The 25,136-nt window shown below is 62.9% G+C and carries 21 protein-coding genes; 4 read left to right on the top strand and 17 right to left on the bottom strand.

The annotated features are described in order from the left end of the window. Position 1 precedes the first annotated feature (1 nt). The 16 genes from ACQCST_RS09240 to dinB all read right to left on the bottom strand — a co-directional run bounded on the left by ACQCST_RS09240 (position 2) and on the right by dinB (position 19,220). Positions 2 to 694, bottom strand: coding sequence for a polyphenol oxidase family protein (locus tag ACQCST_RS09240; protein ID WP_426998960.1), 693 nt, complete (start codon positions 692 to 694; stop codon positions 2 to 4). Positions 695 to 702: 8 nt separating this feature from the next. After that, positions 703 to 1,941 (bottom strand): cell division protein FtsZ, encoded by a 1,239-nt coding sequence (gene ftsZ / locus ACQCST_RS09235; protein ID WP_426998959.1) that lies wholly within the window; start codon positions 1,939 to 1,941, stop codon positions 703 to 705. Positions 1,942 to 2,131: 190 nt separating this feature from the next. Beyond that, the gene (locus tag ACQCST_RS09230) at positions 2,132 to 3,088 is read right to left on the bottom strand and encodes a cell division protein FtsQ/DivIB (protein WP_426998958.1); all 957 of its coding nucleotides are present in this window, start codon (positions 3,086 to 3,088) and stop codon (positions 2,132 to 2,134) included. Continuing rightward, complete coding sequence (murC, locus tag ACQCST_RS09225; RefSeq protein WP_426998957.1) at positions 3,081 to 4,460, bottom strand: UDP-N-acetylmuramate--L-alanine ligase; 1,380 nt, start codon at positions 4,458 to 4,460, stop codon at positions 3,081 to 3,083. The genes ACQCST_RS09230 and murC overlap by 8 nt, the downstream gene beginning before the upstream one ends. Continuing rightward, positions 4,457 to 5,560, bottom strand: a complete 1,104-nt coding sequence (murG, locus tag ACQCST_RS09220) for an undecaprenyldiphospho-muramoylpentapeptide beta-N-acetylglucosaminyltransferase (RefSeq protein ID WP_426998956.1) — start codon at positions 5,558 to 5,560, stop codon at positions 4,457 to 4,459. The genes murC and murG overlap by 4 nt, the downstream gene beginning before the upstream one ends. 3 nt (positions 5,561 to 5,563) lie before the next feature. Further along, a complete protein-coding gene (gene ftsW, locus ACQCST_RS09215; RefSeq protein WP_426998955.1) occupies positions 5,564 to 6,955 on the bottom strand; it encodes a putative lipid II flippase FtsW in 1,392 nt (463 codons plus the stop codon). Positions 6,956 to 6,957: 2 nt separating this feature from the next. Continuing rightward, a complete protein-coding gene (gene murD, locus ACQCST_RS09210) occupies positions 6,958 to 8,535 on the bottom strand; it encodes a UDP-N-acetylmuramoyl-L-alanine--D-glutamate ligase (RefSeq protein ID WP_426998954.1) in 1,578 nt (525 codons plus the stop codon). Next, complete coding sequence (gene mraY / locus ACQCST_RS09205; RefSeq protein ID WP_426998953.1) at positions 8,517 to 9,626, bottom strand: phospho-N-acetylmuramoyl-pentapeptide-transferase; 1,110 nt, start codon at positions 9,624 to 9,626, stop codon at positions 8,517 to 8,519. Before mraY ends, murD begins: the two co-directional genes overlap by 19 nt. Continuing rightward, complete coding sequence (locus ACQCST_RS09200; protein ID WP_426998952.1) at positions 9,623 to 11,095, bottom strand: UDP-N-acetylmuramoyl-tripeptide--D-alanyl-D-alanine ligase; 1,473 nt, start codon at positions 11,093 to 11,095, stop codon at positions 9,623 to 9,625. Before ACQCST_RS09200 ends, mraY begins: the two co-directional genes overlap by 4 nt. A 6-nt stretch (positions 11,096 to 11,101) precedes the next feature. Beyond that, positions 11,102 to 12,766 (bottom strand): UDP-N-acetylmuramoyl-L-alanyl-D-glutamate--2,6-diaminopimelate ligase, encoded by a 1,665-nt coding sequence (locus ACQCST_RS09195; protein ID WP_426998951.1) that lies wholly within the window; start codon positions 12,764 to 12,766, stop codon positions 11,102 to 11,104. An 80-nt stretch (positions 12,767 to 12,846) separates the two neighbouring features. Continuing rightward, positions 12,847 to 14,655: a peptidoglycan D,D-transpeptidase FtsI family protein gene (locus ACQCST_RS09190; RefSeq protein ID WP_426998950.1), complete on the bottom strand. Its 1,809-nt coding sequence runs from the start codon at positions 14,653 to 14,655 to the stop codon at positions 12,847 to 12,849. A gap of 38 nt (positions 14,656 to 14,693) precedes the next feature. Continuing rightward, entirely contained in the window at positions 14,694 to 15,392 is a 699-nt protein-coding gene (locus ACQCST_RS09185; protein WP_426998949.1) for a hypothetical protein, read from the bottom strand. Further along, positions 15,389 to 16,381 carry a 16S rRNA (cytosine(1402)-N(4))-methyltransferase RsmH gene (gene rsmH, locus ACQCST_RS09180; RefSeq protein ID WP_426998948.1) on the bottom strand — a complete coding sequence of 331 codons (993 nt, stop codon included), beginning with the start codon at positions 16,379 to 16,381 and terminating at the stop codon, positions 15,389 to 15,391. The genes ACQCST_RS09185 and rsmH overlap by 4 nt, the downstream gene beginning before the upstream one ends. Before the next feature lie 193 nt (positions 16,382 to 16,574). Beyond that, on the bottom strand, positions 16,575 to 17,003 hold the full coding sequence (gene mraZ, locus ACQCST_RS09175; RefSeq protein WP_426998947.1) for a division/cell wall cluster transcriptional repressor MraZ: 429 nt from the start codon (positions 17,001 to 17,003) through the stop codon (positions 16,575 to 16,577). 363 nt (positions 17,004 to 17,366) lie between these two features. Then, complete coding sequence (locus tag ACQCST_RS09170; protein WP_426998946.1) at positions 17,367 to 17,741, bottom strand: DUF3040 domain-containing protein; 375 nt, start codon at positions 17,739 to 17,741, stop codon at positions 17,367 to 17,369. 252 nt (positions 17,742 to 17,993) lie between these two features. Next, on the bottom strand, positions 17,994 to 19,220 hold the full coding sequence (gene dinB / locus ACQCST_RS09165) for a DNA polymerase IV (RefSeq protein WP_426998945.1): 1,227 nt from the start codon (positions 19,218 to 19,220) through the stop codon (positions 17,994 to 17,996). Between the two features lie 74 nt (positions 19,221 to 19,294). On the opposite strand from dinB, the gene ACQCST_RS09160 reads away from it, so the two are divergent. Together ACQCST_RS09160 and ACQCST_RS09155 are read left to right on the top strand one after the other, a co-directional pair. After that, positions 19,295 to 19,825, top strand: coding sequence for a hypothetical protein (locus ACQCST_RS09160; protein ID WP_426998944.1), 531 nt, complete (start codon positions 19,295 to 19,297; stop codon positions 19,823 to 19,825). Then, positions 19,822 to 20,916 (top strand): polyprenyl synthetase family protein, encoded by a 1,095-nt coding sequence (locus ACQCST_RS09155; RefSeq protein WP_426998943.1) that lies wholly within the window; start codon positions 19,822 to 19,824, stop codon positions 20,914 to 20,916. Before ACQCST_RS09160 ends, ACQCST_RS09155 begins: the two co-directional genes overlap by 4 nt. A gap of 15 nt (positions 20,917 to 20,931) precedes the next feature. On the opposite strand, the gene ACQCST_RS09150 is transcribed toward ACQCST_RS09155, so the two are convergent. Next, positions 20,932 to 21,285, bottom strand: a complete 354-nt coding sequence (locus ACQCST_RS09150) for an Rv2175c family DNA-binding protein (RefSeq protein WP_426998942.1) — start codon at positions 21,283 to 21,285, stop codon at positions 20,932 to 20,934. Positions 21,286 to 21,527: 242 nt separating this feature from the next. Between ACQCST_RS09150 and ACQCST_RS09145 the strand changes: the two genes are divergently transcribed. Together ACQCST_RS09145 and pknB are read left to right on the top strand one after the other, a co-directional pair. After that, positions 21,528 to 22,904, top strand: a complete 1,377-nt coding sequence (locus tag ACQCST_RS09145) for a LysM peptidoglycan-binding domain-containing protein (RefSeq protein WP_426998941.1) — start codon at positions 21,528 to 21,530, stop codon at positions 22,902 to 22,904. A 192-nt stretch (positions 22,905 to 23,096) separates the two neighbouring features. Then, on the top strand, positions 23,097 to 25,133 hold the full coding sequence (gene pknB / locus ACQCST_RS09140; protein ID WP_426999130.1) for a Stk1 family PASTA domain-containing Ser/Thr kinase: 2,037 nt from the start codon (positions 23,097 to 23,099) through the stop codon (positions 25,131 to 25,133). Positions 25,134 to 25,136: the final 3 nt, after the last annotated feature.

Here is a 25,136-nt window from a genome sequence, read left to right as displayed (position 1 = left end):
TTCAGTCATGTGTCCACACCAATCCTGCAAACCGGCCCGCGTGCCGGTCCCCGCGGTACGAAAAGAGGTCAGCACTTTCCAGCGTGCACGGTCCGGAGTACTCGACGGTGACGCCATCTGCCTCAAGCTGGCTTCGCGCCCCAGCCGGCAGGTCGAGTCCGGGTGTCCCCCAGGAAGTAGTTGACCAGGCAGCGGGCACGAGATCGGCAACTTCCGTCCGGAGGCCCCCGGGCACCTCATAGCAGGCGCCGCAGATCGATGGGCCGATCCAGGCCCGGATACCCCTCGCGCCGGAGGCACGCATCCTGGCGACCGCCGCAGGGATGATGCCGGCGGCCAGTCCCGGACGCCCTGCGTGCACCGCGCCCATCAAGGTCCCGCCTAAGTCAGACTGCCCCACGAGAATCAGCGGAATGCAGTCAGCCACCATTACGGCGAGCGGCACACGCGTGGACACCATGCCATCGGCGGTCGGGGCCTCCCCCGCAGCTTCCACCAACACAACCTCGTTGCCGTGTATTTGGTTCATGAACTGGAAGCCGAACGGCGCTACTCCGGCGGCAGCGTCCATCAGGGCCCGGCGCTGCAGGACGTCGGCGGGGTGGTCACCCACATGCAGTGCAAGGTTTCCTGCCCCGGTGTCAGTGAACGCCACTGAAACACCGGGCAGGACAACAGAACTCCAATGGAACAATCGGATCTCTACTTCAGGAAGTCGGGAACATCCAGGTCATCGGAATGGCTGCCGGAGAGATCCGGCTCCACTACAGAAGGAAGGTCGACGTCGAATCCCGAGTCCGCCGGGACGGCAGACGATCGCTGCTGGCCCCAGTTACTCAGCCCCGCTGCACCGACACCCGCGTGGACGGGCTGGACGCGAACGTGCTGGTTCGTGCCCGAGGGTGCCTGCGAGGCAGCCGGCGCCGCCGAAGGGGCAGCGGGGCGCTGCGGGGCCACGTACGGCGCCGACTGGTCCATGGACGGCGAGGTCGCCTTCACATCGTCGAAGCCGGCAGCGATGACGGTCACGCGGGCTTCGTCACCCAGCGCGTCGTCAATGACCGCACCGAAGATGATGTTGGCTTCCGGGTGCGCCACTTCCTGCACCAGACGGGCCGCCTCATTGATTTCAAAGAGGCCGAGGTCCGAGCCGCCCTGAATGGAGAGGAGGACGCCATGGGCACCGTCGATGGATGCCTCCAGCAGCGGGGAGGCGATGGCGAGCTCGGCAGCCTTGACCGCCCGGTCTTCACCACGGGCCGAACCGATGCCCATCAGCGCGGAACCGGCACCCTGCATAACTGACTTGACGTCAGCGAAGTCAAGATTAATGAGCCCGGGGGTGGTAATCAGGTCCGTGATGCCCTGGACACCGGAGAGCAGCACCTGGTCTGCGGAACGGAACGCATCCAGCACCGAGACATTGCGGTCGCTGATGGACAGCAGACGATCGTTCGGAATAACAATCAGGGTGTCCACTTCATCGCGCAGGGCATCGATGCCGGCCTCGGCTGAACCGGCGCGGCGGCGGCCCTCGAAAGTGAACGGGCGGGTGACAACACCGATCGTCAGTGCGCCAAGGGAGCGGGCAATGCGGGCCACGACAGGTGCGCCACCGGTGCCGGTGCCGCCGCCCTCGCCTGCAGTGACGAAAACCATGTCCGCGCCACGGATGACCTCTTCGATTTCATCGGCATGATCCTCAGCAGCCTGCTTGCCCACCTCCGGATTCGCACCGGCGCCAAGCCCGCGGGTCAACTCACGTCCGACGTCGAGCTTGACATCGGCGTCACTCATGAGCAAGGCCTGGGCATCGGTGTTGATCGCAATGAATTCAACACCGCGGAGACCCACCTCGATCATGCGGTTGACTGCGTTCACGCCGCCGCCGCCGATGCCGACGACCTTGATGACGGCCAGGTAATTCTGCGGAGCTGCCACGTTACGTGTCCCTTGTTCGTGTCCTATTGCGAAAACTGCTGGAGTCGAGTCTGAAGCTTTTAACCTTAACCTTCGAGTTGAAGGTTATAGTTATGTCAAGTAACTCATGTCTGTGACGGTATTTCCTATGGTCCCGACATTCAATAACCGGCGCCGCGTGTCGTGGGAATACCCGTGAAATCGGGCCGATTCAGCGCGTCACGGGATGCCGCGGAACGCTGACATCATAGACGCGGACCGGATTCCTGGCATCTGCCGGCACCTTCAGGAGAGCCGTCAGGACTTTGGATTTCAGTTCCCTCTCCCCCGAGTTGCCCCAGACAATGATCTGGCCGTCAACCAGCTTGAGTTCCACGGCGTCCACGGATTGCGCGGACGCATTTGACAGCTTTGCCAGCACCTCGGCCGGAAGCGCGCCAAGTACGGCCGCGGTTGCCTGGAACAGTCCCTTGCCTATGGCACCGGCGCCGCCGTCAATCAGCGGCAGGGACACCGATGCCGGATCCGCCGTTGTTCCAAGCTGCACCCCGTCCACATCAACCAGCAGGTACTGTTCACCTTGCTTCACCAAGGCAACGGGCACCCGTTCCTGGACCTGCACCACCAGGGCACTGGGCGGGCGCGACTGCGTAGTGACCGACTTTATCTGGACAAGTGGCTCCAGCAACCGGCTGACGTCTTCATCACTGACCTGCGGCAGGGGCTTGCCCCGAAGCGGCTCCAGGGCGGTTTGGATCTGCTCTGCGCTCAACAGTTTCGTCCCGGTCACTGTGACTGTCCGGAGTGCCAGTACCGGAGAGTACACAGCGGCGGCCAGCAGCCCTGCAACAACCGCGGTCACAACGCAGGCAGCAATGAGAATGTTCCGCTTGAGCCGCCTGCCCTTGGGCTCAGGGAAGGAGAGCACGTTGTTGGACGAAATACCGGCGACGGGGCCGGCGGGCCGCCCGTCCGCGGCATACCCGGCGCTTTTGGACGCCGAGATCGTGTCCTGTCCCTGACTCCGCCGGCGGGTCGCTGTCTGACTGGCCGCTTGCTTCCCGCTTCCGGGCAAGTCCTGACTGGCGGTCTGGTCCCGGCTGGCAGCCTGGTCCCGATCGGCGAGCCGGCCCCGGGATTTGTAGGTGGGTTTGCGCGTGCTAGCCACCCAGCGCCGCCACGATCTGCGGGCCATAGGACGTCACATCGCCGGCTCCGGCGGTCAGAATAATGTCGCCTGCGCCTGCAACCGCCACGAGGGCGGCGACGGCGGGTGAGCCTGCTTCGGTGAGACGCCCGCCCGGGCCCAGGTGCTCGGCAATCAGCTGGCTGGTGACACCAGGGACGGGGTCCTCCCGTGCCGGATAGATATCCAGCACCAAGGCGGTGTCAGCGGTGTTGAGCGCTTCCGCGAATTCCTGTGCAAACTCGCGGGTCCTCGAAAAAAGGTGCGGTTGGAAGAGGACGTGGACCCTGTGGCTACCCGCAACAGACCGGGCCGCAGCCAACGCGGCACGGACCTCGGTGGGATGGTGGGCGTAGTCGTCGTAGACGCGTATCCCCTTCCCCTCACCTTTGAACTCGAAACGCCGGGAGGCGCCCGCAAAGTGCGCTAATGCGCCAGCTGCCGTCTCCGGCGCAACGCCAAGCTCGAGGGCAACCGCAAATGCGGCCGCCGCGTTCAGGGCATTGTGCCGGCCCGGTACCTGAAGCGTGAGCGCGAACTGACCTTCCGGCGTCGACAGTGAGACGTCGCCGGGACCGCCGTCGTGCAATTTCAGGTCCGCGTAATCCGAGGTGCCGTAAAGAACCACCCGTGTGTTGCCCCGCTCCAGGGTGCGGCGTGCCAGCGCCAGCGCACCGGGATCGTCCGCGCACGCGATCAGCAGGCCATCGGAGGGAAGCAGGGCAGCAAAGCTGTCGAAGGATTCGTATACCGCCTCTTCCGTGCCGTAGTAGTCAAGGTGGTCCGGCTCGACGTTGGTAACCACGGCGATCTGCGGGCGGTAGTTCAGGAAGGAGCCATCGGATTCGTCCGCCTCGGCAACAAACACTTTTGAGGTGCCATGGGCTGCATTCACGCCTAGGGCCGGAACGTTGGCACCTATCGCGAAGGATGGATCAAGGCCGGCCTCTTGGAGCAGCACCGTGATCATGGAAGTGGTGGTGGATTTCCCGTGGGTCCCGGCGACCGTCACCGCGAGGTCTTCCGCCATAATGGCCGCGAGTGCCTGGGAGCGGTGCAGCACCGGCAGCCCGGCGGCCCGGGCAGCTGCCAGTTCCGGGTTGTCCGCCCGGATTGCCGAACCCGCCACTACAGTCTGTGCGTTGCCCAGGTTGCCGGCCGCGTAACCCACGGAAATTTTCGCCCCGGCGGCTTCCAGATCAGCCATGACGGGCAGGTCCTTGGCATCAGAACCGCTCACGGCAACGCCTCGGGCCACCATGATCCTCGCCACGGCAGACATCCCCACTCCCCCGATTCCGATGAAATGGACACGGCCCAGGGACTCCTGGCCGGGGATGCCGGGTGTGGTCATGGGGACACCGCTTTCAGGACAAGATCGGCCATGCGCCGATCAGCATTTCTGATGCCGAGGTTTTCGGCGTGGCCTGCCATAACAGACAGCCGTATGCTGTCCGTCAGAAGGGGTATGAGCTCATTGCGGACCCAGTCCGGTGTGAAGTCCTGATCGGGAACAAGCAATGCGCCCCCGGCGTCCACCAGAGCCGCGGCATTGAGGGCCTGCTCGCCATTGCCGATGGGCAGCGGAACGAAGACGGCAGGCAACCCCACGGCAGCCACCTCGCAGACGGTGGCGGCCCCGCTGCGTGCCAGCAGGAGGTCAGCGGCTGCATAGACCACCTCCATGCCGTCAACGTACTCGAGCTGCCGGTACCCGTCAGCCCTCAGCGGTCCACCGCCCGGCGATAGGACTTTTTTCCCGCGGCCGGTGATGTGCAGGGTCTGGATCCCGGCCTGCGCCAGCGCTTCCAATGAGGCTTCCACGGTCCGGTTAATGCTCTGTGCCCCCGATGATCCTCCGGTTACGATCAGAGTCGGCTGGTGCGGATCGAGCCCCAGGGAGGTGCGGGCGGCATCGCGGGCCGAGGAGCGGTCCAGCCCGGAGATTTCCGTCCGCATGGGCATCCCGATGTGCTGCGCATTGGGCAGCCGCGTTCCAGCGAACGCCACAGCCACGTTTCTGGTGAGCAGTGCGCCCACCCTGTTAGCCAATCCCGGCCGGGCATTGGCCTCGTGAATCACGATGGGAATCTTTCTTCGCCAGGCGGCCAGGTACATGGGCGTGCAGACATACCCGCCGACGCCCACAACAACATCAGCCTTGGCATCGTCCAGAATGCGGCCCGCCTGCCTGACAGCGCCGGCAAGGCGTCCCGGCAGCCGAAGCAGGTCCATGGACGGTTTCCGCGGAAACGGGACGCGGTCGATCGTCGCCAGTTCCAGTCCCGCTGCCGGCACCAGCCGCGTCTCCATCCCGGCCGGGGTGCCTACCGCCAGGAGCCTCGCATCAGGACGTGAGTCCCGGACTGCCCCGGCGATGGCCAGGAGCGGGCTGATATGGCCGGCAGTTCCGCCGCCGGCCAGGACAACGGACAAGGTCTCGGAATTCGTCAAGTGCTAGTTACGCTTTCGTGCGGGGTTTTTGCGTCCGGTTTTGCCGGCTGGAGAGGTGGCGCCGAACTTCAGGATTCGTTGGGGCTGGATCGCCGGGGCCATCTGCGCCCGCGCCAGCGACAACACTACGCCGATGGCGCACAGTGACATAAGCAACGCTGAGCCGCCATAGGAAATGAATGGCAGCGGCACACCAATCACCGGCATCAGTCCCGTGACCACGGACATGTTGACGGTTGCCTGGCCAAGGAGCCAGACCATGATGGTGCCGGCAAGGACACGGTGGAACAAATCCTGCTGTGCCACCACGACGCGGTAAATCGCGGCACCCAGAATGGCAAAAAGGACAAGGACGACGACGGTCCCCGCCAGTCCCAGTTCCTCACCGATGATCGCAAAGATGAAGTCGTTGTGGGCTTCCGGTATCCAGCTGTACTTCTGCCGGCTCTGGCCCAGGCCGACACCGAACCATCCGCCCGACGCAAGCCCGTAGAGTCCATTGGTGGCCTGGTAGTTGACGTCAGTTCCGTCACCGCAGGCACCACCGGTCCACCATGACGTGATCCGGCACATGCGGTTGGGGCTGGCGATCGCCATAACGGCAGTGCCGGCCGCTGCAACCAGGGCCGCGAAGCCAAAAAGGTACAGGGGAATACCGGCAAAAAACAGGGCCGCGACAACGATCAGCATGATGATCATGCCAGTGCCGAGGTCGTTGCCAGCAAGCACCAGGGCAATGATGGCTGCAGCCACGGGCAAAACCGGAATGAGCGAATGCCGGAGCATGTGAAGCAGTTTTGCCTTCCGTGCAAGCACCGTTGCCATCCACAATGCCAAGGCCAACTTTGCCGCTTCAGACGGCTGGAGGGTGAAGAACGAGCCGATTTCGATCCAGTTTTTGTTGCCGTTCACACTCGTGCCGATCAGCTGCACCAGGATCAGGAGTACAAAGGCAATTCCTATTCCCAGCCACGCCAGGCGTTTGAGCCACACCACGTTGATCCGGGACAACACAAACATCATAAAGACGCCGATGGCGGCGAACAGGCCCTGTTTCAGGGCGGCCGTGTAGGGTGACTCCCCCGCCGCGATCGCTTCCACGCTCGATGCCGAGAGCACCATCATGATGCCGATCGCGGTCAGAGCCAGGGTGGAACCGAGGATCAGGTAGTAGGTGGAACCGTTCTTTGATTTTCCGGTGCCTTCTAGCGCTGACCAGAATCCCCGGTACCAGCCACGAACACGGGCAGGCGCAGAGAGCCTCACCGGGCCGCTTGCCGGGATTTTGGCCGTGGCTCCGGGCCGGACGGCTTCACGGGACGCGGCCGAAGGTCCGGAGCCCGATTTCGCGCCACCGGGCCTGCTCGCCGTCCGGTGTGTGGGCGTGCTGACCATTGTTACTCCTCGCCCGTCCGTGCCTGCCCTTCCTGGAGCCCGCGGACCGCTTCAATGAAGGCGTTGCCGCGATGGGCGTAGGAAGAGAACTGGTCCATCGAAGCAGCCGCCGGGGCCATCAGCACAGTGTCGCCGGAGGAGGCTAACCGTGCGGCCGACGCAACGGCCTGGGCCATCACGGTCCCGCCGGAAACCGGTGAAGGGGATGCGGTGGCTCCGCCGGTTCCGGCAGTCTGCATGTTTTCAGTGTCACCCGCGGGCTGTGGGATAACGGGTACATCCGGTGCGTGTCGCTGCAGGGAGTCGGCCAGCGACGTTGTGTCCGTGCCGATCAGCACCACGGCCTTGAGCCTGTGTGCATGATCCCGGACCAGTTCGTCATAACTGACGCCCTTGGATAGTCCGCCGGCGATCCAGATGACGCTGTCAAACGACGCCAGCGAGGCACCGGCAGCGTGCGGATTGGTGGCCTTGGAATCGTTGATCCAGAGGATGCCGTCCTGCTGCGAAACGAGCTGGATCCGGTGGTTTCCCGGGATGTAGTCCAGCAAGCCCTGTCGCACGGCCGATGGACCCACCCCGTAGGCCCGGACCAGCGCAGCTGCGGCCAGCGCGTTGGCCATCATGTGCCGCGGTGCCACGGGGCCGAGGTCGGCCATCGATGCAAGTTCCACGGCACTGTCCTTGCGCTCCTCGATAAAGGCACGGTCCACCAGCAGCCCTTCAACCACACCCAGCATGCTGACGGCTGGGGTTACTGTGGTGAACCCCACGGCCCGGCAGCCTTCAATGACGTCGGCGTTTTCCACCATGCGTTCGGTTTCAATCTGTTCCGCATTGAAGATACAGGCCTTTTGCGTGCGTTCGTAGACCTTGGCCTTGTCCGCCAGATACGAAGCATAGGAACCATGCCAGTCCACGTGGTCTTCGGCTACGTTGAGGCAGACGCTCGCCACCGGGGAGACGGATTCGCACCAGTGCAGTTGGAAGCTGGACAGTTCAACGGCGAAGACATCGTAGTCCACAGGATCACGAAGGGCATCCAGGATGGGGGTGCCCACGTTTCCAACCGCGATCGCCTTCAGGCCTGCGGCCTGCAGCATCGATTCAGCGAGGCATACGGTGGTGGTTTTTCCGTTCGTACCGGTGATGGTGAGCCAGTCGGCCGTCTTGCGGCCCTCTCGCTTCCGCAACCGCCAGGCCAGTTCGACATCGCCCCACACCGGAATGTGGGCCCTCTTCGCTGCGGCGAGGAGTGCCTGGTCCGGGCGCCAGCCCGGTGAGGTCACGATGAGGTCCGGTTTGGCGCCGTCGATCTTTGGCACGGACGTAACAGCGTCCTCGCCAAGCAGTACGTCAACTGCTCCGACGATCCGGAGCGTGTCGGCCTGGGCAAGTGCGGTGGTGCTCGTAGCCGCATCCACCACAACCACCCGTGCGCCGAGTTCGATCAGGGTGTCTGCGGCGGCGAATCCGGAAACGCCGATGCCCGTGACCACCACGCGCAGTCCGGACCAGTCCGATTCCCAGCTGATAAGTCCGTCCAAACGCGCAGGGTTGCTCAAAGCAGGACCACCCATTCGGCGTAGAAAATACCCAGGCCGAATGCGACAAACAACCCGCAAAGGATCCAGAAGCGGACGACCACTGTGACTTCTGCCCAGCCCTTGAGTTCGAAGTGGTGCTGCAAAGGCGCCATTTTGAAGAAACGCTTGCCCTTGGTGGCCTTGAAATAGCCCACCTGGATGATGACGGAGAGTGTGATCAGGACGAACAGTCCGCCGATCACGCCCAGCAGCAATTCTGTCCTGGAAAGGATGGCGAAACCGGCGATCGCGCCGCCGATCGCCAAGGAACCGGTGTCGCCCATGAAGATTTTGGCCGGCGAAGTGTTCCACCAGAGGAACCCCACCAGCGCCGCGCTCATAATGGCCGCCAATAGCGCAAGGTCCAGTGGGTCCCTGACGGAGTAACAGCCGCTTCCGGCTTCACGTGGCGAACCGCAGGCCTGGTTGCTCTGCCAGATGCCCATGAGTGTGTACGCACCGAACACCATCACGGATGCCCCTGCGGCCAGCCCGTCGAGTCCGTCGGTGAGGTTCACGCCGTTGGTAGCTGCCGTGACAATCAGGTTGGACCAGAGGACAAAGAGAACAGCTCCCAGGACCGTGCCGCCGAACGCGAGGTCGAGCCAGGGAACATCGCGGACCAGAGAAATCTTGGTGGAAGCCGGTGTCACTCCGTCAGCATTGGGAAAGCTCAGTGCAAGCACGGCAAAGATGATACCCACGGCAGCCTGGAGGATTAGTTTGGCCTTGGCATCCAGGCCAAGACTTCGTTGCCTCGAAATCTTGATGAAGTCGTCCAGGAATCCCACCAGGCCCATCCCCACCATCAGGAACAGCAGGATCAGGGCGGAGACTGAAGGGCCGGCAGAGCGGGGATTCATCATCCACATGATCAGATGGGTCAGCCCGTAACTCAGCAGCACTGCGCCCACCACCACGGTGCCGCCCATAGTGGGCGTCCCGCGCTTGGTGTGGTGTGAAGTAGGTCCGTCGTCCCTGATGAACTGGCCGTAGCTCCGGTGGACCAGGAAGCGGATAAAAAGCGGCGTCCCCACCAATGCAAACAGCAGGGCCAGGCCAGCGCCGATCAGAAGTGCAATCACAGCAACTCGCTCCCTTCATTGGCAGTTGCTCGGGCTTGTGGGGGTAATGCTATCCGATCCCCCAGATGCCGCAGCCCGATGCTGTTGGACGATTTGAAAAGCACCAGATCACCGGGCCTGAGTTCTGCCTGAAGCAGTTCGTAGGCCTCATCAACCGTTTCGGTGAAACTGCATTCTTCGCCCCAGGAACCCTCCTGGATGGCGGAAACGTAGAGCGAACGGGCTTCCCGGCCAACCACTACCAGCCGGGAAATGTTCAGCCGGACCACTTGGGTGCCAACGGCTGTGTGTTCGCGGATGGAATCCGGGCCAAGCTCCAGCATGGCGCCGAGCACCGCCCAGGTCCTGCGGCCCCGCCCCAGATCCGCCAGGGTCCGCAGTGCGGCCCGCATGGATTCGGGGTTGGCGTTGTAGGCGTCATTGATGACGGTGACGCCGTCGGCACGTTCGGTCCGCTCCATCCTCCAGCGGCTGGCCGCCGACTGGGTGTTGAGCGAGGAGGCAATGGTGCGGCCCGGGATCCCGGCGGCATGCGCAGCAGCTGCTGCGGCAAGCAGATTGGCCACATGGTGTGCTCCGATCAGCCGGCTGCTGATGTGCAGGCCCCCGCTTCCGGCGGGCAGGACCAGGTCAAACTCGGGGTTGCCGCCGGCGTTGGTATCCAGCTCCGTGGCCCGCACCGCAGGGGCTTCGGCAACGGCGTTGTGCGCCGAGAAGCCAAGCACAGTTGCCTGTGTGCGCTTATGCATGGGAGCCACGCGGGGGTCGTCCAGGTTAATGACGGCGGTGCCGCTGGCGGGAAGCGCCTCGAGAAGCTCCCCCTTGGCCAAGACAATATTGTCCACACCGCCGAACTCACCGGAATGTGCTGTGCCGATTCCGAGCACAACACCGATGTCTGGCTGCACCATCTCAGCCAGGTAGCGGATGTGTCCGATTCCCGTGGCGCCCATCTCGATCACCAGGAAGCGTGTCCCGAAGCCGGCCCGGAATACTGTCAGCGGCACTCCCACCTCGCCGTTGTAGGACCCAAGCGGCGCCACGGTTGGGCCTTCGGCGGAAAGGATGCCTGCCAGCAGGTCCTTCGTGGTGGTCTTGCCCGCCGAACCGGTGATGCCAATCACGGTGAAGGCCTCTCCGGACGCTGCGCGCCGGGCGCGGATACGGCGGATGGTTTCCGCTGCCAGCGCACCCATGGCCAACACCGCGTCCTTGACGACGACGACGGGAAAGTTCCTTCCGGCGTCATCGTCAGTAAGGTGTTCAACGAGCGCCAGGACGGCGCCGCGGTCAACGGCCGCACTGATGAAGTTATGGCCGTCCGTGTGCTCCCCGGGCTTGGCCACGTAAAGCGAACCGGGTATGGCTTCGCGTGAGTCCGTCACCACTGAGCCCGGTATGATCCCGGGTTCAGCGACAAGACGGCCGTTCGTGATTTCGGCGATTTCCGCCGCAGTAAGTGCAATCATCTCGGTTTAGGACTCTATCCGGTCGTCGCCGAGAGCGGTGAATCCCCGGGCTGTCAAGGCAGCCCGGAGCTCCTCCCGGTCGTCCAGTGCAACGTTGATCCCTTTGATCTCCTGCCACACCTCGTGGCCGCGTCCGGCCACGAGAATGGTGTCTTCCCCGGCTGCGAGCTCAACGGCCTCCCGGATGGCTGCATCGCGCGGGAAGATCTCCAGGATGAGGCAGTCCAGCTGGCCGGCTTCCTTGGCTGCCCAGGCGCCGGCGAGGACATCAGCGCGGATGGCCGCCGCGTCCTCGTCATGGGGATCGTCATCACTGACGATGACGACGTCGGCGAGCCTCGCCGCGATCGCGCCCATCGCAGGGCGTTTACTCTGGTCACGCTGTCCGGTGGCACCGAAGACCACGATCACCTTTGACGACGGATCCGGGGACCGGACGGCTTCCAGTGCACGTTCCAGGGCATCGGGGTTGTGCGCAAAGTCCACCACGGAGGCCGGCCGTTCTGAAACCAGCTGCATGCGGCCAGGCACGGCCACGGTGAACGGGTCATGTGCATCCAATGCGGACTGGATTCTTGCCGGATCAGCCCCGGTGCTGAGGACCATCACGGTGGCCAGAGCCGCATTGGCCACGTTAAAGCTGCCGGGAAGACCGGTGTGGACGCGCAACTCGATCCCGTCCTGGCTCCGGAGCGTAAACTCCGTGCCCAGCCCGCGAACCGCAGGGTTCACCACCGTCCAGTCGGCCGCTACTGGCGGTTCACCGGCGGGAGCACCTGCTGCAGCTCCGGCCGTTGCCAGTGTGGTGACCGGGATCCCGGCCCCCACGGCCAGCCGCCGCCCCCATTCGTCATCTACGGTCACTACCGCCTTCCGCGCCCGTGCCTGGGTGAAAAGTTCCGCCTTGGTGCGGAAATATTCGTCCATGGTGCCGTGGAGGTCCAAGTGGTCCTGTGTCAGGTTAGTGAACCCTGCCACGTCAAAAACCACGCCATCCACGCGATGGTAGGACACGGCGTGGGACGAGACCTCCATGGAGGCCGCATCCAGGCCGCGTTCCCGCATGAGTGCCAGAAGTGCGTGGACGTCAGTGGACTCAGGCGTTGTCAGCAGGCTGGGTATCGGAACGCCGCCCGCAAGGATCTCGATGGTTCCGATCAGTCCGGTCTTCTTGCCCAGCGCCTGCAGCAGCGCGTTGATGAAGTACGTGGTGGTTGTCTTGCCGTTGGTGCCGGTGACGCCGAACAGTTCAGGCGACCCGCCTTCCGCCGGCTGGCTGCGGTAAATCAGGGCGGACAGCGGCCCCACCACACCCCGCGGAGCGTCGACAATCAGTACCGGGACGGAAATGTCCGTTGACAGCGCAAGGAGCCGCGCACCGGCGTCGTCGGTCACCACGGCGACCGCGCCCGCGGCGATTGCCTGCGGCACGAAGTCCGCGCCGTGGCGGCTCGCACCCGGGAGGGCAACGTATAGATCCCCTGCCAGGACTGTGCGGGAATTCAAGGAGATGCCGGTGACGCTTAATGTGCTGGAGTGGCCGGGAACGACGACGCCGAGCGCCTCGCCTATGTCGCCTAGCCCGACAGCCGCAACAGTAGTGGGCCGGAAGCCGTCCGCCGGGTTCTGCCCGTCCGAGGGGGTGGCTGCGGGCGCGTTGTTGTCAGACAAGGGGATCTCCGTTGGTGCTAGTGGATCAGACCTGCATCAGAGAGTGTGCTCCTGCGTGCGGGTGGTGTTCGGTGGACGTGCTACTTGGCGTACTGCGGCAGCCTGGCCGGTTCGCCGGTGGACGGCTGGACGTTGTACGTCCGCAGTACCTGGCTCATGACCGAGCGGAAAACAGGGCCCTGGGTGATTCCGTAGATGCTGCCCTTGGGTCGCTGCAGGACCACTTCAACAATAAACCGCGGATCGTCCATCGGCGCCATTCCGACGATGGAGGCGGTGTAGCCGCAGAATCCGGATTTGCCGTCGTCGCACGGAGATTCTGACGTTCCGGTCTTGGCACCCACCCGGTAGCCGTCGATCGCCGCGTCCTTGATCTGGCCTTCCGTGACTGCGCTTTCAAGAATGTCACGCAGCTGCTTGGCCGTCCCCTCGGAGACAACCTGGCGTGGCGGCTTGGCTTCGACTTTTTCCCCGGTGCCGCCCGGGTTGATGTAGCTGTCGATCAGCCGAGGCTGGAGCATCACGCCCTTATTGGCAACTGTCTGGAACGCGCGGACGGTCTGAAGAGTTGACTGGGAAACCCCCTGGCCGAACAGCACCGTGTACTCCTGGCGGCCATCCCACTGGTCCACGGGTGTCAGGATGCCAGAGGCTTCTGCCGGCAGCCCGATATCCGGGGCCTCGCCGATGCCGAACTTCTGCAGCCAGTCGTGGCGCTGGTCCTTGCTCAGCCGTCGCCCCGCCATCACGGTGCCGGTATTCATGGACCAGCCGAGGATTCCGGCCAGGGTCCGTTGCTCGGTACCGTGGGTAAAGGAGTCGTTGAAGGTCTGACCGTCCACGGTGTACGACGGCGGAATGGTGAAGGTGTCCAGCGGGCTGGACTTGCCTTCTTCGATCAGTGCGGAGGCCGTGATCATCTTTTCCACCGAGCCTGGCTCGTAGGCCGCGGTTACTGAACGCACACCACGGTCTTTGGCGGCGACTCTGCCTGGATCGTTGGGGTCCGGAGCATTGGTGTCGGCCATGGCTATGATATTGCCCGTCTTGATGTCTTCGACGATGATCACGCCCCACTCCGCACTCAGTTTGTCCGACTGGCTCTGAATGGCCTGCTGGGCGAAGTACTGGATGTCCGAGTTGATGGTGAGCTTGACGTCCTTGCCGTCCTCCGGAGGCGTCAGCTGATCCACGCCCACCGGGATTCGAAGGCCGTCGGCGCCGATTTCGAAGAGCCGTTTTCCCGGTATGCCCTTGAGGACTTCGTCCTGGGTCTGTTCAAGGCCTGCCAGGCCGGTGACGCCATCCTGCAGGAAACCGACGATTCCTCCTGCCACCGAACCGTTGGGGTACACGCGCTTGCTGGTTCCTTCCGTGACTATTCCCGGGATCTGCAGCTTGGACACCCTGTCTTCGACGTCAGGCTTGAGATCCTTGGCGACGATGTAGTACCGCTGGTTACCAGTGACGGCATCCCTGACGTCCTTGGTCTCCATTCCCAGCACGGACGCCAGCTCGGAAATACCCTGATCCCGGCTTACCTCAACGAGTTCGTCCTTGCCTTTCACCATTTCAAGCCGGTAGAAGGTGCCCGTTTTAGTGTTCACGGTCTGGTCCACCACGATGTTGTAACGGATCACGCTGTTGGCCAAGACAGTTCCATTGGCGTCGATGATACTGCCCCGCTCAGCAGGCAGGACAACGGCCCGACGGCGATTGTCCAAAGCGGCTTCAGCCATGCCGCCGGCGTCCAGCCCCTGGACCAGCACAAGTTTTCCACCCACAACCAGCAACAGGGTCAGCATGATGCCCAGGCCCAACCGTAGGCGCTTGGTGTGATTTGGAGACCTTCTGTTGCCGGGTATGCCTGTCCTCTGCGCCACGATCATCCCTTGCTGCTTGCCGTGCTGGCTGTTGATGCCCTCAGTTACTGTCCCGAAGCCTTCTGCTCAGGAGCCGGAACGGACCCGCCATGAAGATCGGCCGCCGGGGCAGGCGCGGGAACCGCTGCAGGCGCGGGAATCGCTGCAGGTGCTGCCGCCGGGGTTGCGGTTGCGGGGGCCGGTTTGGCGGCATCGCCGGCCGGTTTGCGGCTGGCCAACGGTTCATTGGAGGTTGCTGGCGGAACCACATTGAGCTGTCCCGCTACTGCTGGTGCCGGAATGACGGCGCCGGTGCTGGCGCCCTTGACTGCCGGTGTGGCTTTGCCGCTGACAGCCAGCGTGGACAGATCGATCTGGCCCTTAACCGTGGAAGCCACCATCCCCAGGTTGGCGGCCTTGGCAGCAAGGTTCTGTGGAGCTTCGAAATTCTGGACCTGCTGAGTCAGGTCCTGGTTCTGCTTGGTCAGGGTGGTCTGTTCGCTCCTCAACTGGACCAGCTGGTACTGGGCAGTGGAGACGGAAATATTGAGCACAAGCACGGTCATCAGGGCTACTGCGAGCAGTACAAAACAAAGAACTACAAAAGGGGCGCGGCGCTTGAGCGGGGCGGAACGCACCAACGAGAGCGGTGTGCGGGTTTTCCTGGCGGATCCCGGGGCCCCGACCGGCAAGGGGGCAGCTGCCAAGGCCAAGGCATGGCTCCCGGAGATAACGGGGAAGTTCCTGACAGCTGCGGCACTCATGCGGTCCTCCTGGCTCTTATGCGTTCCACGGCGCGCAGCCGGGCTGATGCTGCGCGCGAATTCTCTGCGATCTCGACGGCGGTTGGTACCTCGGTGCCTTTGGTCAAGGTCTTGAGTTCGGCCTTATGCTGTTCCAGCTCAACCGGGAAGCCGAGCGGCGCCGATGATTTTGAGCCGGCCTGGAAAACACCCTTGACGATCTTGTCTTCCAACGAGTGGTAGGACATGACCACAATTCGTCCACCAAGCGCCGTAGCTGCGACAGCCGCAGGAACTGCCCGCTCCAGCACGTCGAGTTCCTCGTTGACCTCGATCCGGAGTGCCTGGAATGTCCGCTTCGCCGGATGCCCGCCAGACTTCGCTGCGGCCGCCGGAACAACTGCTCGTATCTGCTCCACCAGCTCAGCGGTGGTGGCGAACGGCTTGACCGAGCGGGCTGCCACAATCCGGTTCGCGATCCGGCCGGCGAACTTCTCCTCACCCCATTTGCGGATGATCCGGACAAGGTCCTCTTCGCTGTAGTTGTTGACCACATCTGCGGCTGTCTGGCCCCGGCTGGTGTCCATCCGCATGTCCAAGGGAGCGTCAAAGGAATACGCGAATCCGCGTTCCCTTTCGTCGAGCTGAAGTGAGGAGACCCCAAGATCCATCAGGATGCCGTGGACTTCAGCAACGCCGAGGTCGTCCAGGACATCGGCAATTTCGTCATAGACGGCATGGACCAGATCGGTGCGCGAGGCAAAGGGTGCGAGGCGCGCCCCGGCCAGGGCGAGCGCCTCTTCATCCCGGTCGATTCCGATCAGATGGAGGTCCGGGTACCGCTGAAGCATGGCTTCGGCATGACCACCCATGCCCAGCGTGGCATCGATTGCCACAGGGGTCTCACCCCTGAGGCGTGCGGCCTCGAAACCAGGTGCCAACAAATTGATGCACCGGTCCTTGAGGACCGGCACATGACGTTCGGACGTCGGTTTTGCCTGGTCATTCATACCTTCGTCCTTCCGCTCGCGTCTTCCACCAGGCTCAGCAAACCGCTTGCCTGGGGTTTGTTTCTTGAACCAGATCCCCATCCGCGCCTATCTTCATGTCCGCCTGGCTCCGGGGAAGTGAGCCAGGAAAACTGTCAGATGGGCGGCTGGAGATCTCATTCAAGAACGCATTCAGCCGGTTCCCTGCCGGTTTTCAGAGAATCCCGGGAATGGCATCATCGGTTTCAGAGAAGGCGGTTTCCTTCTCAGCCAGGTAGTCGTTCCAGGCCTGGGCGTCCCAGATCTCCGCGCGGGTTCCGGCGCCGATGACGGCCAGTTCCCTGCCGAGTCCTGCATACTCCCGGAGCGCCAGTGGAATGGTCACGCGCCCCTGCTTGTCAGGTACCTCGTCCGAGGCTCCAGAGAGAAAAACCCGGATGTAGTCACGGGCTTGCTTGGAGGAGATGGGCGCCTCCCGCATTTGCTCGTGAACCCGTGCAAATTCCTGCTCACTGAAGACGTAGATGCAGCGTTCCTGGCCCTTTGTGAGTACCAGTCCGCTGGCAAGTTCCTCTCGGAACTTCGCTGGGAGGATGATCCGCCCCTTTTCGTCCAGACGCGGCGAGTGTGTTCCGAGAAACACTGGCCCACCGCCTGTCTGCCGTCAGAAGCTGCACGTCCCCTGTGCTGCCACTACCCTCTTACGTCCTCCACTTTACTCCACTTCACCCCACAGTCAACGCAACACGACGGATTTATCCTGCGCATGGACAAAAGTTTCCTTGCAAAAGAAGGGAACAAGGGCGTGGTGCGAAGTGGAGGGTTCTTGGCCGGCCGCATGCCAGCTTCATCGCCATATGCCCGGCGCGGGCTCCAGCTGGCCATTCCGCGCGGCACCAACCGCCGGAATTCGCGGGTTAAATGAAGAAAACCCGCCGTGGCGGGTCTTCTGATGGGTCCTGGAACGGACCGAGTGGTGGGAAGTGGGGAATTACGGCGACGGTGCTCAGGAGTCCCCGCGACGCCTTTCATCCCAACGCTCTTCAAGGCTGCTCATGAATGAACTCCTGGGCCGTGCAGATTTGCCCCCGTTGCCGGCTGATTTCGACTGGCCTGCGCCGGAACTCCGCATAGTCGCAAAATAGACGCCTCCACCCATGACGATAAAGCCAAGGACACCTATAAGAATGTTTTGAAGGGAGACACCCACCAGCAGAAGAAGGACCCCTGCGAGTGTCCCCAGCACACCGATCACTATGTGGCGTGTGGACCAGGATCGCCCGGGATCCGAGCCCATGGAATTGGCGAACTTGGGATCGTCCTCGTGAAGCTGCTTTTCGAGTTGTTCCAGCAGCTTCTGTTCGTGCTCCGAGAGCGGCATCACGACCTCCTTAAGTAGGCCAACGACTTGGCTGGCCGGAGCCAGTGCTTCTGTTCCGTCAACGAGCCGCATGCGGCAGAGGTTCCCGGCCCTCCGGCATTGGGAGGACCACCATAAGCCAACATACGGACGCCGGCGGGAGAATATATCCAGACGTTCGAAATCTATGTATATCTAAGGATAGTTTGTTGTGTGCAGTTCTGAAAGACGCACACGATGCCTGCCTCCTCACAGCACCCGGATAGCTCATTGTCACCGCGGTTTCGGACCCGGATTCATCAGTGCGGCCGGCAGGACGGACCGGGTGCCAAACTTTTCCGTTACCTGGTCGAGGGCCCGCTCGGCTGCCCGCCAGTTGTCGTCCCGGCGGTCAAAACTCAGCTGCAGGGACGTCTGCGCGGCCTCCTCCAATTGTTCTGCGCGCACTCCGAGCAGACGGACGGTCATACTGCGGTCCCCTAACGACTCAAGAAGCTGAATGACGACGGCGAATATCAGCTGCGCGCTATCCACCGGAGTATGGACCGTCCTGCTGCGAGTCACGGTGGAGAAATCTGCGTAACGCACCTTAAGTGCAACGGTCCTCGCCACCAGTCCGGAACTGCGCAGCCGCTCAGCCGTCCTGTGGGACAGGCGGAGAAGTTCGCGCTGCAGGAGCACATCATCGGCTGTATCCACCGCAAATGTCTCCTCGGCTCCGATGCTCTTCTCGAGCCGGACCGGAGTCACCTCACGCGGGTCAATCCCCCATGCGAGCCGGTGAACATGTTCGCCGGTGGCACCGAGTACTTTCTTCAAGCTCGACACCGGGGTTGCCGCAAGATCAGCAACGGTGCGGATCCCCATCCTTGCGAGGACCTCAGCAGTCTTGGCGCCTACGCCCCACAAGGCATTGACCGGCAGACTGTGAAGGTAGGGCACCGTCTCATCGGGTTCAATCAGCAGCAATCCGTCCGGCTTGCACCGGGTGGATGCGATCTTGGCCACAAACTTGTTGGCGGAAATGCCCACAGAGGCCGTGATGCCCAGTTCATTGGCAACCCTCCTCCGGATGAGCTCTCCTATATCGCGAGGTGATCCCAGCCGCCTGATGGCTCCACTGACGTCCAGGAATGCCTCGTCCACGCTCAGCGGCTCCACGAGGTCCGTGATGGATTCGAAAATAGCCATGAGCTGGGCCGACACTTCGTAGTAAAGCTTGTGCCGTGGTTCGATGATGACTGCTGATGGACACATGCGGGCCGCTATGACCATGGGCATGGCTGATTTGATGCCGAACGCCCTGGCCTCATAGGACGCCGAGAGTACAACGGAACGGTCTGCCGGGTATCCGACAATGACGGGTTTTCCGCGGAGCCCAGGACGCCCGCGCAGCTCCACCGACACGAAGAACGCGTCCATGTCCACGTGCAAAATGCTGCTGCGCCGGAGGTCCCGAAGACGTGCTTCGAGTTGCTCTTTGTTCCGGTCCGGCCCCACACCTGCAATCCTATGCCCTGGGACTGACTAAACTGGAGGCTGAATCCGGCATCTACACCAGGAGGAATGTCCCTGTGACGGTCATTGGAAATCTTAAGCCTGCAGGACTTGCCGTACTGGCCGTCGGCACCTTGGTTGCTATCGCAGCCTGTTCCCCAGCGGCTCCCGAAAGCCCGGCACCGTCCGGTTCAGCGTCATCGACGACGGCGGCTGAGCAGCCTTCAACTACCGCACCGCCCAGCCCTTCGGCCTCCCCGGGCACCTCGGCAACGGTGGGAGCCCTCGTGTCCGGATTTCCGCAGAAACTGCTTCCCGTGATGCCCGGGGCAACGGTGACCTCAAGCAGCTTCGATAAGACGTCCACACCTGCCTCCGCTGCACTTGTGGCGAGCATCACCGCAGCGCCGGCGGACGTCGTCGCGTATTACACAAAAGAGCTTGTTGCCCAAGGCTTCAAGGCAGTACCCGGCGAGACTGTGGGAAGCGTGGCATCCAAGGACTTTCTCCGCGCAGACAACGAGACCGTCAACATCGCCGTGGTGGAAGCCTCCGGCGTGTCGACCTTCACCCTCGGCGCCAATGTCGCGGCTGAGTCAGCCAAGTGACAGTTGCAGAGCAGCTGCGCCTGGAGCAGACGGCGTTCGTCGCCGCAGTGGCCGGCGAGCTCACCGACTTTCTGACGGCCCGCCAATCAGTAATGTCCGCGATCTCACCTGACATCGATCCCATCATGGGGTCCATCTCCAACCTCGTGACGGGTGGCAAACGCCTTCGCGCTCTCATGTGCTACTGGGGGTGGCGCGGCGCGGGCGGCTCCGCTTCGGCTCAGGATGTAGTGACGGCCGGCTCCGCCTTGGAACTGTTCCAGGCAGCCGCCTTGATCCATGACGACATCATTGACCGGTCCGATACCCGCCGCGGCGGTCCAAGCGTCCACCGCCGCTTCAGCCAGCTGCACACGAGCCAGGGCTGGGCCCTGGACGGCGAACGGTTCGGACACGCGGCCGCCATCCTGACCGGTGATCTCTGCCTGTCCTTCAGCGAAGAGGCCTTCACTGAGATCGGCGAACATGCGGCTGCCGGCAGCCGCGCACGGTTAATTTTCAATCTGATGCGCGCAGAAGTCATGGCCGGCCAGTATCTGGACATTCTGGAAGAAGTGGCAGGGCCGGTCCGTGACCGTGCCGGAGCCGTGAGCCGGGCCCAGTCGATCATCCGGTTCAAATCTGCCAAATACTCGACGGAACATCCGCTTGCACTGGGCGGCGCGCTGGCCGGAGCACCGAACGAACTGCTGCGCGGCTACTCGGCGTTTGCCCTGCCGTTGGGTGAGGCGTTCCAGCTGCGAGACGACGTCCTGGGAGTTTTCGGCGATCCTGTCACCACCGGTAAACCCGCGGGCGATGATCTCCGCGAAGGCAAGCGTACGGTGCTAGTGGCCCTGGCTATGGACCAGGCAACGCCGGAAGAATCAGCATTCATCGATGTAAAGCTGGGGAGTCAGCAACTGGAGGCCGCGGATGTGACCGAGATCCGCCGGATTATCGTGGACTGCGGAGCGCTCCACGCCACGGAAGTCCTGATCGGGGAGTTTGGGGCCGCGGCGTTCGCAGCACTGGAGGAGCTCCCGCTGGATGAGCTGCCCAAGACAGCACTGCGCAAGCTCGCCGAGGTAACTGTCAGCCGCGCGTCCTAAGACGGCTAAGGCCGGCTACCAGGCCAGAGACTGGGCGCGCCGCCGGATTTCCGTTTTTCGGCCTTCACGCAGGGCGTCGACGGGGCGGCCGCGCAATGACTCGTCCGCAGTAAAAAGCCACACGATGAGTTCTTCGTCGGAGTATCCGGCATCGGCCAGAACCACAATGGTTCCCTTGAGGCTGTCCACCACCTGGCCGTCGTGGATAAAGGCGGCCGGCACTGACCTGATACGGCGTTCACCCACCCGCAGTGCCGCAAGCGCGCGCTCATCAATCAGGCCGTGGACTTTCGTAATTGAAACGTCCAACAACTGCGCAACATCAGGCAAGGGCAGCCACTCGCCAACAAGGCTTTCTACATTACTCACGAATCAAGATTGCCACGGCAGGTACCCAAGCGCCTAGTCGGCACCCGGGCAGTTAGCGGCGCTGCGGCCGACACTCCAGAAAACTCCCTTTGCGCGAAGTCCAAGAATTGTTGTGCTAATTGCAATTTCATGAGAGATTCACATAGATCACATTTGTAACAGCAATAACTTCAGTAACACTAGTATCAATAGTCACACTGGCCTGAACGACAGCATTCGCCGCTGAGAAGAGGATTTTTCCCATGACGACGTCCCGACCGCTAAAGCAGACCTCCAGGCCGAGTCTCCCAATGATTGCGGCAACCACTGCTGCACTTCCCGCGGTGGTCCTGTCGTCTTTGGCCCTTGCCCACCCTGCCGCAGCTGACTCCCGGCCCCAGGCAATTCCGGCAACACTGGCAGCCGCCATGCAGGCGCAGGCCGCGGCAGCCCGGACAGCCGTCATACCGGCCGCGTCCGTGTCCACTGCGTTGCCGACGGCGTTCCGTCCGGCCCAGCGGTCGGCACCTGACGAATACACGATCACCCGCGGCGACACCATCAGCGGCGTGGCCGGCAAGTTCGGGCTGGATACCTATGCGGTGCTCCGGCTGAACAACCTGAAGGCAAACACCATTATTTACCCGGGTCAGAAGATCAAGCTGACGGGCTCTGCAGCTGCCCCCGCGGCTCCTGCTCCCGCTCCCGCTCCTGCCCCCGCAGTCGCTTCCGGCGGCAGCAGCTACACCGTGAAGTCGGGTGACACGCTCAGTGCCATCGCTGCCAGGCAAGGCGTCAGGCTTGCCGAGGTGTTCAGCTGGAATGGGCTGAACATGGCTTCCATCATTTACCCGGGCCAGAAGATCAAGATCGGCAACGGTGCTGCTGCCCCGGCTCCGTCGGCCGTGGCACCCGCATCGTCCGCACCGGCAGCTCCTGCGGCACCGGCCACACCGGCAAGTTCCGGCTCCTACACCATCAAGGCCGGCGATACACTTTCAGCCATTGCGGCCAGGCACAGTGTCAAACTCTCCGACATCCTCGCGGCCAACCGGCTGAGCATAACAACCGTCATCTACCCCGGAAACAAGCTGGTTATCCCGGGAGTGTCGGTGCAGCCCGCGGCCAGCGAGCCTGCAGCGAATGTCTCGCCCTTGGTTCCCGGCTCATTCCTCGGGTTTACGTATCCTGCGGCCGTCGTCAGTTCCGCGAATGAAAACAAGGCGCTGCTGAACGCTTCTCCTGTTCCCTCCAGGGAGCAGATGCGGACGATCGTCTCTGACGCTGCCCGCCGGATGGGAGTTGAGCCTTCGCTGGCGCTGGCCTTCGCCTACCAGGAGTCCGGCTTTAACCAGCGGGCGGTCTCCCCTGCGAATGCGATCGGCACCATGCAGGTCATTCCATCCTCGGGCCAGTGGGCGTCGGATCTGGTGGGCCGCAAGCTCAACCTGCTGGATCCCTACGACAACGCCACCGCCGGCGTGGCAATCATCCGGCAGTTGATCGCCACCAGCAAGAATCTGGACAACGCCATTGCAGGCTATTACCAGGGCCAGTACTCCGTCAGCAAGTACGGCATGTACGACGACACCAAGAACTACCTCGCCTCCATCAAGGCGCATCAGAAGAACTTCAGCTAGGGTTTTCCGGCATCGGCTTCCGCTGACGCTGAACCGCCGAGAATAACGATACGGGTCCGGGTCGAATGTCGATTCGGACCCGTTTCCGTGCGGCACTAGTATCGTAGGGTGCAGGAATACGTGTCGGAGAGTTTAGTTGGAACGCTGGTGGACAACCGTTATCTGGTTCAGTCCAAGCTGGCCCGCGGCGGCATGTCCACGGTGTATCTCGCCACAGACCTCCGGCTGGAGCGGGACGTTGCCCTAAAAGTCCTGCACCCTCATTTGGTCAACGACGGCAACTTTCTTGACCGGCTGGGACGCGAGGCCAAAGCCGCGGCCCGCCTCTCCCACCCCCATGTGGTGGGTGTACTCGACCAGGGAAACGACGGCCAAACCGCCTATCTGGTCATGGAGCATATCAAAGGCCACACCCTCCGCGACGTGATGAATTCCAAGGGTGCATTAGCCCCCCGCCTGGCCCTCGCCCTGATCGACCCGGTGGTGGAAGGACTGGCGGCCGCCCACACGGCCGGGCTGATCCACCGGGACGTCAAACCTGAAAACGTCCTGATCGCCGACGACGGCCGGATCAAGATCGGCGACTTCGGCCTCGCCCGCGCGGTCACAACCTCCACGAGCACAGGCGCCTTAATCGGCACCGTGGCGTATCTCTCCCCTGAACTGGTCCTGGGCAAGCAGGCTGACGCCCGCAGCGATATCTACTCCGCGGGCATCATGCTCTACGAAATGATCACCGGCAAGCAGCCGTTCGACGGCGAAGTCCCCATCCAGGTGGCATATCAGCACGTCAATTCCACCGTCACCGCGCCGTCCGCAGAGGTGCCCGGGCTGGCCACTGAGCTCGACGAACTGGTCCAGTGGTGCACTGCAAATGATCCCGAGAACCGGCCCGTTGACGGCGATGCCCTGCTAACCGAGCTACGGCACATCCGCACCAATCTGACCGACGCGGAACTGGATCTTCGGCCTCCCGCAGCCCTGGCCGCCCCGCAAGGAATCGCAGCCGAACAGGCCTCTGCGGAAACCGTCCGCGCGCGTGTACTGCCCCCGCACCAGCCACGCAACGAACACACCGAACTGATCCCGGCTGTGCAGCGGCCCACCGAGGTCATTTCCCACACCAGCAACCCCACAACGGTTATTCCGCATGCGACCACGCAGGAACCTGGCCGCAACCACAACCAGGGCCAAGGCTACACAGGGCAACAGGGACCAACATCACGCCCGGATACGGCCGGACCGCTGAGCAAGCGGACACAGCGCAAACTGGACCGCGAGGATGAAAAAGCCCGGTCAAAGGCCGCCGCCACCCCGGTGCGGACACTGCGCGAAGGCAACTCCCGCCGTCGGGGTCTCCTGTGGGTCATCCTTCTGATCATCGCCGCGTTGCTGGCAACCGGCGCCGGGTGGTTCTTCGGTATGGGTCCGGGCTCTCCCGGCACTGTTCCGCCTGTCGCCAACAAGACGGTGGCCGAGGCCCAACAAGTGCTTCGCACCGCGGGTTTCCAGTCCAGCACCAAAGACGTTTTTGACGACGACGTCACGGCGGGGCTCGTGGTGGGTTGCGAACCGGGTGCCGGAACTGAAATCCGCAAATTCCAGCAGGTGGCACTTTTTGTATCCAAGGGGCCGCAATTGTTTCCTTTGCCCCAGCTGACAGGTAAATCCCTCGACAACGCCAAGTCTGCCCTCAACGGTGCCGAAATGACGCTGGGCTCCGTCACGGAGAAATTTGACGAGGCCGCCGCAGCCGGCACGGTGCTCGTCCAGGAACCTGCACAAGGGACACCCGCCAGGCATGGAACGGCTGTGGCCCTGACCGTGTCCAAGGGACCTCAGCCTGTTCCGGTACCGGACGTCCGTGGGCAGGCCCAGGGCGACGCCGTAAAGGCGATCGAAGTTGCCGGCCTCAAGGCGGTCATCGCTCCGGAAACCGTCAATGACAAAAAGGTACCTACGGGCGCGGTAGTCAGCCAGAGTCCGCAGTCAGGCGCTCTCATCCGCGGGCAGTCGGTGACGCTCACGGTGTCCAAGGGCCCCAAGCTGGTCCAGGTCCCCAGCTTCATCGGCAAACAGGCCAGCGAAGGACGCAAGGCGCTCGAGAAGCTCGGCTTTGAAGTCCGCGTCAACAATGTTCTGGGTGGGTTCTTCGGTACCGTCCGGGATCAGGATCCTGTGGATACTCTGGTAGCTGAGGGATCAGTCATCACCCTGACGGTGGTCTAAACC

Origin of the sequence: Pseudarthrobacter sp. N5, from assembly GCF_050157035.1 — a bacterium.
Taxonomy (GTDB): domain Bacteria; phylum Actinomycetota; class Actinomycetes; order Actinomycetales; family Micrococcaceae; genus Arthrobacter.
The sequence above is the reverse complement of the archived record's forward strand: the minus strand, read 5'-3'. Positions and strand labels throughout refer to the sequence as shown.

Excerpts from the sequence above, each read along its gene's own strand:
- rsmH (WP_426998948.1), bottom strand. The coding sequence starts at position 16,381 with ATGAATGACCAGGCAAAACCGACGTCCGAACGTCATGTGCCGGTCCTC.
- ACQCST_RS09190 (WP_426998950.1), bottom strand. The coding sequence starts at position 14,655 with ATGATCGTGGCGCAGAGGACAGGCATACCCGGCAACAGAAGGTCTCCA.
- ACQCST_RS09145 (WP_426998941.1), top strand. The coding sequence starts at position 21,528 with ATGACGACGTCCCGACCGCTAAAGCAGACCTCCAGGCCGAGTCTCCCA.
- pknB (WP_426999130.1), top strand. The coding sequence starts at position 23,097 with ATGTCCACGGTGTATCTCGCCACAGACCTCCGGCTGGAGCGGGACGTT.
- murC (WP_426998957.1), bottom strand. The coding sequence starts at position 4,460 with ATGACCACACCCGGCATCCCCGGCCAGGAGTCCCTGGGCCGTGTCCAT.
- ACQCST_RS09170 (WP_426998946.1), bottom strand. The coding sequence starts at position 17,741 with ATGCCGCTCTCGGAGCACGAACAGAAGCTGCTGGAACAACTCGAAAAG.
- murD (WP_426998954.1), bottom strand. The coding sequence starts at position 8,535 with ATGGGTGGTCCTGCTTTGAGCAACCCTGCGCGTTTGGACGGACTTATC.
- ACQCST_RS09185 (WP_426998949.1), bottom strand. The coding sequence starts at position 15,392 with ATGAGTGCCGCAGCTGTCAGGAACTTCCCCGTTATCTCCGGGAGCCAT.
- ACQCST_RS09200 (WP_426998952.1), bottom strand. The coding sequence starts at position 11,095 with ATGATTGCACTTACTGCGGCGGAAATCGCCGAAATCACGAACGGCCGT.
- ftsW (WP_426998955.1), bottom strand. The coding sequence starts at position 6,955 with ATGGTCAGCACGCCCACACACCGGACGGCGAGCAGGCCCGGTGGCGCG.